Genomic DNA, 11,009 nt, shown 5'->3' on the forward strand with positions numbered 1-11,009 from the left:
ACCTCCGCCGCGAACGGAGCGATCTTCGCCTCGGCCAGCGAACGCACCGCCTCACGGAGCATCTCGTGCTCCTCGGAGATACGGAAGAGATCGAAGTCAGCCGCCCCTGCGCTGCCCGCCATGATGCCCGCCTCGTCCAGTGATCGAAGTCAATCCGGGGTTAACTACCGTTCAGTAGAGATCCTAGGGCTCCGACCTGCGGCTGCCTAGCGTCCCCGGCGCACAGGCGATCGAGGCCGGATCCGTCGGGGCGGATAGCATCAGAGGCACCCGTACAGGTCGAGTCCGCACAAAGGGGAACCCGTGACCCTCCGCATCTCCGTGATCGGCACCGGCTACCTCGGTGCCACGCACGCGGCCGCGATGGCCGAGTTCGGCTTCGAGGTGCTGGGCCTGGACATCGACCCCGACAAGATCGCCACGCTGACCGCCGGCCGCGTCCCGATGTACGAACCGGGGCTGTCCGAGCTGCTGCTCAAGCACGTCGCCGGGCACGAGGGTTCGACCGGCCGGCTGCGCTTCACCAGCTCCGTCCAGGAGGCCGCGGAGTTCGGCGACGTGCACTTCGTCTGCGTCAACACCCCGCAGCGCAAGGGCGAGTTCGCCGCCGACATGTCGTACGTCGACACCGCGATCGACGGCCTCGCCCCGTACCTGACCCGCCCGGTCCTGGTGGTCGGCAAGTCCACCGTGCCGGTCGGCTCGGCGAGCCGGCTCGCCGAACGGCTGGCCGCGCTGGCACCCGTCGGCGCGGGCGCCGAGCTCGCCTGGAACCCGGAGTTCCTGCGCGAGGGCTTCGCCGTCCAGGACACCCTGCGCCCGGACCGGATCGTCGTCGGCGCCCACAGCGAGCGCGCCGAGCAGCTGCTGCGCGAGGTGTACGCCGAGCCGATCGCGGCCGGGGTGCCGTTCCTGGTCACCGACTACGCGACCGCCGAGCTGGTGAAGGCCGCCGCCAACTCCTTCCTGGCCACCAAGATCTCCTTCATCAACGCGATGGCCGAGGTCTGCGAGGCGGCCGGAGCCGACGTCACGCTGCTCTCCACCGCGCTCGGGCACGACGAACGGATCGGCCGCAAGTTCCTCAACTCCGGCCTGGGCTTCGGCGGCGGCTGCCTGCCCAAGGACATCCGGGCGTTCATGGCCCGGGCCGGCGAACTCGGCGCCGACCAGGCGCTGACCTTCCTGCGCGAGGTCGACTCGATCAACATGCGCCGCCGCTCCCGGATGGTGGAGCTGGCCCGCGAGCAGTGCGGCGGCGGCTTCCTGGGCCGCCGGGTGGCCGTCCTCGGCGCCGCGTTCAAGCCCAACTCGGACGACATCCGGGACTCCCCCGCGCTCAACGTCGCCGCCCAGATCCAGCTCCAGGGCGCCCAGGTCACCGTCTACGACCCGAAGGCCGTCGACAACGCCCGCAAGATGTTCCCCTCGCTCGCCTACGCCGACTCGGCCCTGGAGGCCGCCGAGGGCGCCCACGTCGTCCTGCACCTCACCGAGTGGGCCGAGTTCCGCGAGCTGGACCCGGCCGACCTCGGCGCCGTGGTCGCCGAGCGCCGCCTCCTCGACGGCCGCAACGTCCTGGACGCCGACGCCTGGCGCGCCGCCGGCTGGACCTACCGCGCCCTCGGCCGCCCCAGCTGACGCCTGGCCGACACTTCCCGCGCCCGCCCCCAGGCCCCTGGGGGCGGGCGCGTCTGGAATTCCGCCCTTCGTTCTGAAGTTACGCCTCCCGTTCGACCGACCCGGAGCACGCGATGACGACAGAGTTCTACCGGCGAGAGCCGACGCCACGCACCGCCTGGCGACAGGCCGTCCTGATGGGCCGCAACGCCCGCACGTACAAGTTCGCGCTGGGATCCGCCCTGCTGGAGTGCGCGGCCGCCGGACACACCGAGGTGCCGCTGCAGGAGCTGGCCGAGCCGTACTCCATGGCTCTGGTCACCCGGTTGCGCGACGCCCCGCAGGCACCGGCCATGGGCGGGGACGACGACTTCCTCGCCGTCTCCGCGCAGGAGACCGACGAGTGCCTGGCCGCCGGACGCCCTACCGAGCGACTCCTCCAAGCCGCCTGCAAGTCGATGCCGGACATGGTCATGGACCGGTTCCACAACCTCGCGGGCGGCACCGAGGTCGCACACCGCTTCTACGAGTTGTCCGGGCGTGGACGGGATCGCGTCGTCCTGCTCACTCCCGCCCTCCAGCAGATCGCGATGTCGGAGCAGGCCGCCGGGCTACGGACGGAGTTGGCGGCACGCTGGAGCATCGTGGAGTCCGCCTTCGCCCTGGGCATCGGCCGAGGCCTGCTCGCCGACGAGCTCGATGTGGACGTGGAGCAGTGGCTCCTCATGGACCGACGCCGCCGCCGACCCGTCACCGGGGTCATCGACGCCCTGATCGGCTTCCAGTACGGACGTTGCCTGATCTGCGACGAGCCGATCACCGCCGAGGACAAGGCCGCCGTCGACCACGTCTTCCCGTTCTCGCTCATGAGGCGATTCGACTTCGTGCCGGGCGGGTCGCAACCGGACCTGGACCGCCCGTGGAACCTCGCCCCGACCCACGGGGCGTGCAACAGCGCCAAGAGCGACCGCTGGCCGACCCCTGAGGAGCTCAACCGGCTGGCCCGTCGCAACGAGGCCGTCATGAACTCCCCGGTCCGGCTGAAGGACAACCTGCGGGCGAGCCTCAACCACGCGAAGCTCGGCTCGCGCTCGCCGGGCAGCCGCTGGCCCGCCTTCATCCGCCAGGTGCAGGCGTACTTCGACTGACCTCTCCGTACGGGGCTCGCGGGAATCCGGCGCCCGTGGTCGTCGTTGGCACCGGCATGACGAGCTACGGCGACGACGCGACGGTTCGCGAGATCCTCACCGGCACCGGCGACACCTGGGCGGTGGTCGGCCTGTCCGACAACACCGCCCGGGCCGCCTACGGGGTGGCCGGGGTGCTCCAGCGGTACGGCAAGCGCATCGTGCCGGTGCACCCGAAGGCCGAGACGGTCCTCGGCGAGCCCGGCTACGCCTCGCTCGCCGAGATCCCGTTCCCGGTCGACGTGGTGGACGTGTTCGTGAACAGCGCGCTGGCCGGGGAGGTGGCCGACCAGGCGGTGACGGCCGGGGCGAAGGCCGTCTGGTTCCAGCTCGGCGTGGTCGACGAGGCCGCGTACGCGCGGACCAGGACGGCCGGGCTCGCCATGGTGATGGACAGGTGCCCGGCCATCGAGATCCCGCGGCTGGGCTGACCTCAGCCCTTCGCGCCGTCCAGCTGCGCGATGGTGGCGATGGACGGGCGGCGGCTGGCCCGCAGCCCGTCGGCGACGGACTCGGCGTCGCGCAGGACGCGGACGGCGTTGTGCCAGGTGAGCTTGGCGAGGTCGGCCTCGGACCAGTTCCGGCGCAGGAGTTCGGCGATCAGGTTGGGGTAGCCGGCCACCGAGCCCAGGCCGTCGGGCAGGAAGGCGGTGCCGTCGAAGTCGCCACCGATGCCGATGTGGTCGATGCCGGCGACCTCGCGCAGGTGGTCGAGGTGGTCCGCGACGGTGGCCGGGGTGGCGATCGGGCGCGGGTTGGCGGCCTCGAAGGCGCGCTGGCGCTCCATCGCGGGCGGGGTGGTGTCGAGCGGGTGGAAGCCGTGGGCGCGCATGTTCTCGTCGGCGGCGAGGGTCCACTCGATGGCGGCGGGCAGGATGAACTTGGGCACGAAGGTGGCCATCGCCACGCCGCCGTTGGCGGGCAGCTGGGCGAGCACGTCGTCCGGGATGTTGCGCGGGTGGTCGCAGACGGCGCGGGCCGAAGAGTGCGAGAAGACGACCGGCGCCTCGGTGACCCGCAGGGCGTCGCGCATGGTGTCGGCGGAGACGTGCGAGAGGTCGACGAGCATGCCGAGCCGGTTCATCTCCCGGACGACCTCCTCGCCGAACCGGGTCAGCCCGCCGGCCGCCGGCTTGTCGGTGGCGGAGTCGGCCCACGGCACGTTGTCGTTGTGGGTGAGCGTCAGGTACCGCACGCCGAGCTCGTGGAGAGCACGCAGGGTGGCGAGCGAGCAGTCGATGGAGTGGCCGCCCTCGGCGCCCATCAGGGAGGCGATCCGGCCTTCGGCGCGGGCGGCCTCCATGTCGTCGGCGGTGCGGGCGAGCCGGAGCCGGTCGGGGTAGCGCTCGACCAGGGCGTGGACGAAGTCGATCTGTTCCAGGGTGGCGCTCACCGCGTGGTCGCCGGCCAGCCGGGTCGGCACGTAGACGGACCAGAACTGCGCGCCGACCCCGCCCTCCGCGAGGCGGGCGAGGTCGGTGTGCAGGCGGTCGCTCTGGTCGGCGGCGAGGTCGACCGCGCCGAGGTCGTACCCGGCCTGCTCGCGCATCGCCCACGGGAGGTCGTTGTGGCCGTCGACCACGGGGGCGGTGCGCAGCAGGGCCCGGGCGCGGTCCAGCGGGGTGGGGGAGTCCGGATCGGTAGTCATACCGGCTGTTCTACCCCACCCCCACCACCGGGGTTACTTGCCGAAGCCGAAGGAGGAGGAACCGGCCACCTTGGCGCGGAGCTTCTTGCCCTTCTCGGTGGCCTGGTTGTTCAGCTCGGCCTGGAAGTCGGTCATCCGCTCGGTCAGTTCGGGGTCGAACGCGGCCAGCATCCGCACGGCGAGCAGGCCGGCGTTGCGCGCGCCGGCCACCGAGACGGTCGCGACCGGGACGCCGGCCGGCATCTGGACGATGGACAGCAGGCTGTCCATGCCGTCCAGGTAGCGCAGCGGCACCGGCACGCCGATGACGGGCAGCGGGGTGACGGAGGCGAGCATGCCCGGCAGGTGGGCGGCGCCGCCGGCGCCGGCGATGATGGCCTTGAGGCCGCGCCGGTGGGCGTTCTCGCCGTACGCGACCATCTCGCGGGGCATCCGGTGCGCCGAGACGACGTCGACCTCGTAGGGGATCTCGAACTCGTCGAGGGCCTGGGCGGCGGCCTCCATGACGGGCCAGTCGGAGTCCGAGCCCATGACGATGCCGACGAGCGGGCTCGAAGGGGAGGAGGTCATTCGGTGATCGTTCCTCGCAGGTAGGCGGCCGCGTGGCGGGCGCGCTCGCGGACGTCGTCGAGGTCGTCCCCGAAGACGTTGACGTGGCCGACCTTGCGGCCGGGCTTCACGTCCTTCCCGTACATGTGGATCCGCAGGCCGGGGTCGCGGGCCATGCAGTGCAGGAAGGCGTGGTACATGTCCGGGTAGTCGCCGCCGAGGATGTTGACCATGACGGTCCACTTGGCGCGCGGCCGGGGGTCGCCGAGCGGGAGGTCGAGGACGGCCCGCAGGTGGTTCTCGAACTGCGAGGTGACGGCGCCGTCCTGGGTCCAGTGCCCGGAGTTGTGGGGGCGCATGGCGAGCTCGTTGACGAGGATCCGGCCGTCCCTGGTCTGGAACAGTTCGACGGCGAGGTGGCCGGTGATGCCGAGGTCGCCGGCGATGCGCAGGGCCAGCTGCTGGGCCTCGTCGGAGAGGGCCGGGTCGAGGTCGGGCGCGGGGGCGGTGACCTCGGCGCAGACGCCGTTCTCCTGGACGCTCTCCACCACCGGGTAGGCGACGGCCTGGCCGCTGGGCGAGCGGACGACGTTGGCGGCGAGTTCGCGGACGAAGTCGACCTTCTCCTCGGCGAGCACCGGGACGCCGGCCAGGAACGGCGCCTGCGCGTCCTCCTCGCCGGCGACGACCCAGACGCCCTTGCCGTCGTAGCCGCCGCGGACGGTCTTCAGCACGACCGGGTAGCCGGAGCCCTCGGCAGCGAAGGCGGTGACGTCGGCCGGGTCGGCGACGATCCGGTGCCGGGGGCAGGGCACGCCGATGGCGTCGAGCTTGGCCCGCATGACGCCCTTGTCCTGGGCGTTGACCAGCGCGTCCGGGCCGGGCCGGACGGCGATGCCGTCGGCTTCCAGGGCCCGCAGGTGCTCGGTGGGGACGTGCTCGTGGTCGAAGGTGATCACGTCGCAGCCGGCCGCGAAGCGGCGCAGCGTGTCGAGGTCGCGGTAGTCGCCGAGGACGACGTCGGAGACCACCTGTGCGGCGGAGTCCTGGGGCGTGTCGGCGAGGAGTTTGAACCTGACCCCGAGCGGGATGCCCGCCTGGTGTGCCATGCGGGCCAACTGCCCGCCGCCGATCATGCCCACCACTGGAAAATTCACATTGCCCGGGGAAGTCACCCCGCCAGGATATCCGGGCCGGTCGGGGGCGGTGGAACCGCTGGGGTGGGCTGGACGTCCCAGTCAACCCGAAGCCCTGGGGGCTGAGCCGTTCGGTGGAAGCGGGTAGCCTGGACGGCTAGGTCCTGGTCTGCGCAGTCCGATCATGTGCGTGCACGCAGGGCTCAAGGGGTGGACGCGTCCACGCGATCCGCTCTTCGACCCGCAGGCACATGGAGGCAGCCCGGTATGGCGACGACCGCAGCTTCGAGCCCTTCGCTCTCGCAGAAACTGCGGGGGCTGTCAGGCGAAGTGGTGAAGTTCGGCCTGGTCGGCCTGAGCGGCGTGGTGGTCAACTTCGCCGTGTTCTGGGTGTGCCTCAACGGGCTGGGCCTGGCCTCGCTGCGGTCCAACATCGCGGCGACGCTGATCGCCATCGCCACCAACTACCTGGGCTACCGCTACTGGCTGTACCGGGACCGCGACGCCGCCTCGCGCAAGCGGGAGATCACGTTGTTCCTGGTGTACAGCGGCATCGGCATGCTGATCGAGACCGGGGTGCTCGGCTTCTCGGTGTACGTGCTCGGCCTCGACTCGCACTACGAGCAGCTGGGCGCCAAGGTGGCCGGCCTCGCGGTGGCCACCGTGTTCCGCTTCTTCTCGTACCGGACCTGGGTGTTCAAGGCGCTGCCCGAGCCGGTCGCGCAGGAAGCGAGCGGCACCGGCGACACCACCGGCACCAGCGACACCAGCGGCCAGGAGCTGGCCGCCCAGGCCGAACTGATGCTGGCCGCCGAGCAGATCCGCTACGCCAAGGCCGAGTAGCCGGCCGGCCGTCCGCTCTGGACGGCCGCACTCCCGACCGTGCCCGCCCCGGCTCAGTCCGCGTGGCTGCGGCCGAGGAAGAGCGCGAACACCGCGGGCTTCAGCGAGAGCAGTTCGAGCCGCCCGCCGTCCGCCTCCGCGAGGTCGCGGGCGACGGCCAGGCCGATGCCGGTGGAGTTGCGGCCGCTGACGGCGCGCTCGAACACCCGGTTCCCGAGGTCCGGCGGCACGCCGGCGCCCTGGTCCTGCACCTCGACCACCACCGAGGTGCCGGAGGGCCGGACCCGCAGGGTGATCGTCCCGGCGCCGTGCATCAGCGAGTTCTCGATCAGGGTGGCCAGCACCTGGGCGACGGTGCCCGGGGTGCCGACGGCGGTGACCCCGTGCAGGCCCTCCAGGGACAGCACCCGGCCGGTCTCGCGCAGCGACGGGCCCCACTCCTCGACCTGCTGCTTGATCACCTCGTCCAGGTCGAAGGCCACCGCGGTGGGGCTGCGCGGGTCGCGCTGGGTGGTGAGCAGCCGCTGGACGACGTCGGTGAGCCGTTCGACCTGCTGGAGGGCGATGGTCGCCTCCTCCTTGACGGTCTCCGGCTCCTCGGCGAGGGCGGTGATCTCCTCCAGCCGCATGGAGAGCGCGGTGAGCGGGGTGCGCAACTGGTGCGAGGCGTCGGCGGCGAGCCGGCGTTCGGCGGTGAGCATCCGGGCGATCCGCTCGGCGCTGGTGTCCAGCACCTCGGCGACCCGGTCGAGTTCGGGCACCCCGTAGCGGCGGTCGCGGGGGCGCGGGTCGCCGGAGCCGAGCCGTTCGGCGGTCTCGGCCAGGTCGGTGAGCGGCCGGGCGAGCCGTTTGGCCTGCCAGACGGCGAGCGCCACGGCGGCCTGGACGGCCAGCAGGGCGACGACGCCGAGCAGCAGCAGCATGTTGGCGATCTCGTGGTCGACGTCCGCGCGGGACTGCTCGACGGTGACGACCTCGCCGCTGTTGCCGCGTTCGACGGCCTTCAGCAGGTGGCCGCCGGCCAGGCGTTCGCCGCTGGAGACGACGTCCTGGCCGGGGATCTGCACCTCGACGTAGCTGCCCTCGGTGACCTGGTTGTCGAAGGCCCGGCCGGTGACCGGCTCGCCCGCGGAGAGCCGGTTCTCGACCAGGGCGAGCACCCGGACGGCGGACGCGTCCACCCGGTCCTGGGCCGAGTTGACGATGGTGCGCTTCTCGACCAGGGCGAGCGGCACGCAGAACACCACGACCACCACCAGGACGACGCCCAGCAGCGAGTTGATCATCCGGCGTTTCACGCTGCCGCTCCCCGAGGTGCTCCGCTTCATCGGCCGACTCCCGGCCGCGTTCTCCGTACGGGGCTAATTCTTCTCGAACCGGAACCCCACTCCGCGCACGGTGGCGATGTACCGCGGGTTCGCCGCGTCGTCACCGAGCTTCTTGCGGAGCCAGGAGATGTGCATGTCCAGGGTCTTGGTGGAGGTCCACCAGGTGGTGTCCCAGACCTGCCGCATGATCTCCTCGCGGGTGACCACCCGGCCGGCGTCCCGGACGAGGACGCGCAGCAGCTCGAACTCCTTGGCGGAGAGGGTGAGCTCCTCCTCGCCGAGCCAGGCGCGGTGGGACTCGATGTCGATCTTCACCCCGTGCGCGCCGGTGGTGAGCTGGTCGACGTTGCCGCGCCGGAGCAGGGCGCGGACGCGGGCGAGCAGTTCGGCCAGGCGGAAGGGCTTGGTCACGTAGTCGTCGGCACCGGCGTCGAGGCCGACCACGGTGTCCACCTCGTCCGCGCGGGCGGTGAGCACCAGGACGGGGCAGCTCTTGCCGTCGGCGCGCAGGCGACGGCAGACCTCCAGGCCGTCCATCTCGGGCAGGCCGAGGTCGAGGACGACGAGGTCGACCTCCTCGGTCAGGCCCGCGGCCAGTGCGGTCGGACCGTCCTCGCGGACGAGCACCTCATAGCCCTCACGTCGCAGGGCTCGGGCGAGCGGTTCGGAGATCGCCGGATCGTCCTCGGCGAGCAGCACACAGGTCATGTGGTGATGGTAGTCCGCCCGGGTATGGCGGACTGCCTTGTGAGGTAGTTCACAGAGCGTGATCGTTACACAAGAGCCCCTCCAGGCTCAACACGCCGTCGCAGACCGCCCGTTCGGCGAAGAATCCGGCCTTCAATCTTGAAATTGAAGGGAAATTTGCCCGTCTACCATGGATAGATCGGGCAGATCTGTCACGGACTTTGCCATTCCCATACCTGATTCGTGGCTTTTGTCATCTGATAACGCTAAATATCGCCACGTAGAGTGGTTCCGTCCACGTCCGCCGCCACCCCCCTTGGCGGACGCTGTCAGGCAAGGAACCCCTACTCATGGCGTCTACCACCCTGGAAGCCGGCCTCACCCCGGCCTCGCCCAGCGGCAAGACCTTCCTCGGTCACCCCCGAGGGCTCGCCACGCTCTTCCTGAGCGAGATGTGGGAGCGCTTCAGCTACTACGGCATGCGCGCCCTGCTGGTGCTCTACATGACCGCCTCCGTCACGGACGGCGGCCTCGGCATGAAGCTGGCGACCGCCGGCGCCGTGTACAGCGTCTACACGGCCATGGTCTACCTGCTGGCCCTCCCGGGCGGCTGGATCGCCGACCGCTTCCTCGGCGCCCGCAAGACGGTCGCCATCGGCGGCACGATCATCATGCTCGGCCACTTCCTGCTGGCCGTGCCGTTCACCGGCGCGTTCTTCGCCGGTCTGGTCTGCATCGCGGTGGGCTCGGGCCTGCTCAAGGCCAACATCTCCACGATGGTCGGCCACCTCTACGACGGCCCGAACGACCCGCGCCGCGACGGCGGCTTCACGATCTTCTACATGGGCGTCAACCTCGGCGCCTTCTTCGCCCCGCTGGTGGTCGGCACCGTCGGCCAGAAGGTCGACTGGCACCTGGGCTTCGCCCTGGCCGGCATCGGCATGGCACTCGGCCTGCTCCAGTTCCTGCTGGGCACCCGCCACCTGAGCCCCACCAGCGACATCGTGACCTCGCCCATCGGCGCGGACGAGAAGCGCAAGATCTTCCGCAAGGCCGGCATCTGGCTGGCCGCGGCGGTCGTCTTCTACGGCATCGTCGTCTCCACCGGCCACTTCACCATCGACTGGGCCGTCTGGCCGCTGTCCATCGCCGGCCTGGCGATCCCCTTCTTCGTGTTCGCCAAGGTGAAGCGCGACAAGGACCTCAGCGCCGACGAGCAGTCCAAGATGAGCGGCTACATCTGGTTCTTCGTCGCCGCCGCCGTGTTCTGGATGATCTACGACCAGTCCGGCTCGACGCTGAACGTCTTCGCCAAGGACCACACCGCCTCGACGCTGTTCGGGATCAACTTCCCGTCCAGCTGGTTCCAGTCGCTCAACCCGCTGTACATCATGGCGCTGGCCCCGGTCTTCGCCTGGCTCTGGGTCGCCCTGGCCCGCCGGTCGAAGAACCCCAGCACCACCATGAAGTTCGCCTTCGGTCTGCTGATGATCGGCGCCTCCTTCATGGTCATGATGCTGGCGATGGCCGCCGCCACCGGCGACACCAAGGTCACCCCGCTGTGGCTGGCCATGGTCTACCTGGTCCAGACCGTCGGCGAGCTCGCCCTCTCCCCCGTCGGCCTGTCCGTGACCACCAAGCTGGCGCCCGCCAAGTACGCCAGCCAGATGGTCGGCGTCTGGTTCCTCGCCGTCACCGCCGGTGACTGCGTGGCCGCCATCTTCCAGCTGGTGCTGGGCGACAAGGTGGTCGGCAGCAGCTGGTACTTCGCGGTCCAGGGCGGCATGGCGATCGTCGCCGGCCTCGCGCTGGCGATGTACCGCAAGCGGGTCGTCACGCTCATGGGCGACGTCCACTGACGCTCACGCCCGCCCGCTCCGGGGGCGGGGGGGGGGGGTTGGGGGGGGGGGGGGGGGGGGGGGTTTTTTCCCCCCCCCCAGCATGCCCGTCGGTACCGCTGGTGCCCGTCTTACGAACCAACCCTTGCCCCCCCACCCCCTCCCCCCCCAGT

At 70.9% G+C, this 11,009-nt stretch carries 10 protein-coding genes and 1 pseudogene; 5 read left to right on the forward strand and 6 right to left on the reverse strand.

Features of this window, described 5'->3' with window-relative positions; translation table 11 throughout:
* Positions 1 to 122, reverse strand: a pseudogene (locus tag AC07AL_RS38035) (acyl-CoA dehydrogenase family protein); the annotation flags it as partial.
* A 181-nt stretch (positions 123 to 303) separates the two neighbouring features.
* Here AC07AL_RS38035 and AC07AL_RS38040 point away from each other — a divergent pair.
* From AC07AL_RS38040 to AC07AL_RS38050, 3 genes are all read left to right on the forward strand, one after another.
* On the forward strand, positions 304 to 1,641 hold the full coding sequence (locus AC07AL_RS38040; protein WP_363588024.1) for a UDP-glucose dehydrogenase family protein: 1,338 nt from the start codon (positions 304 to 306) through the stop codon (positions 1,639 to 1,641).
* Between the two features lie 113 nt (positions 1,642 to 1,754).
* Entirely contained in the window at positions 1,755 to 2,768 is a 1,014-nt protein-coding gene (locus AC07AL_RS38045; RefSeq protein WP_363633220.1) for an HNH endonuclease, read from the forward strand.
* A 56-nt stretch (positions 2,769 to 2,824) separates the two neighbouring features.
* Positions 2,825 to 3,238, forward strand: coding sequence for a CoA-binding protein (locus AC07AL_RS38050; RefSeq protein WP_478319537.1), 414 nt, complete (start codon positions 2,825 to 2,827; stop codon positions 3,236 to 3,238).
* A gap of 2 nt (positions 3,239 to 3,240) precedes the next feature.
* Here AC07AL_RS38050 and AC07AL_RS38055 read toward each other — a convergent pair whose 3' ends face one another.
* From AC07AL_RS38055 to AC07AL_RS38065, 3 genes are read right to left on the reverse strand one after another with little or no spacing between them, the layout of a single operon-like run.
* Positions 3,241 to 4,455, reverse strand: a complete 1,215-nt coding sequence (locus AC07AL_RS38055; protein ID WP_478319535.1) for a dipeptidase — start codon at positions 4,453 to 4,455, stop codon at positions 3,241 to 3,243.
* A gap of 33 nt (positions 4,456 to 4,488) precedes the next feature.
* Positions 4,489 to 5,025 carry a 5-(carboxyamino)imidazole ribonucleotide mutase gene (gene purE, locus AC07AL_RS38060; protein WP_063349101.1) on the reverse strand — a complete coding sequence of 179 codons (537 nt, stop codon included), beginning with the start codon at positions 5,023 to 5,025 and terminating at the stop codon, positions 4,489 to 4,491.
* A complete protein-coding gene (locus tag AC07AL_RS38065; protein WP_363588030.1) occupies positions 5,022 to 6,161 on the reverse strand; it encodes a 5-(carboxyamino)imidazole ribonucleotide synthase in 1,140 nt (379 codons plus the stop codon). The genes purE and AC07AL_RS38065 overlap by 4 nt, the downstream gene beginning before the upstream one ends.
* Before the next feature lie 246 nt (positions 6,162 to 6,407).
* On the opposite strand from AC07AL_RS38065, the gene AC07AL_RS38070 reads away from it, so the two are divergent.
* On the forward strand, positions 6,408 to 6,983 hold the full coding sequence (locus AC07AL_RS38070; protein ID WP_478319536.1) for a GtrA family protein: 576 nt from the start codon (positions 6,408 to 6,410) through the stop codon (positions 6,981 to 6,983).
* Positions 6,984 to 7,036: 53 nt separating this feature from the next.
* Here AC07AL_RS38070 and AC07AL_RS38075 read toward each other — a convergent pair whose 3' ends face one another.
* Complete coding sequence (locus AC07AL_RS38075) at positions 7,037 to 8,281, reverse strand: ATP-binding protein (RefSeq protein ID WP_363588083.1); 1,245 nt, start codon at positions 8,279 to 8,281, stop codon at positions 7,037 to 7,039.
* A gap of 63 nt (positions 8,282 to 8,344) precedes the next feature.
* Positions 8,345 to 9,019: a response regulator transcription factor gene (locus tag AC07AL_RS38080; protein WP_030290974.1), complete on the reverse strand. Its 675-nt coding sequence runs from the start codon at positions 9,017 to 9,019 to the stop codon at positions 8,345 to 8,347.
* Positions 9,020 to 9,348: 329 nt separating this feature from the next.
* Here AC07AL_RS38080 and AC07AL_RS38085 point away from each other — a divergent pair, with 329 nt between their 5' ends.
* The gene (locus AC07AL_RS38085) at positions 9,349 to 10,857 is read left to right on the forward strand and encodes a peptide MFS transporter (RefSeq protein WP_363588034.1); all 1,509 of its coding nucleotides are present in this window, start codon (positions 9,349 to 9,351) and stop codon (positions 10,855 to 10,857) included.
* Positions 10,858 to 11,009: the final 152 nt, after the last annotated feature.

The organism is Kitasatospora sp. NPDC043949 (genome assembly GCF_056435365.1).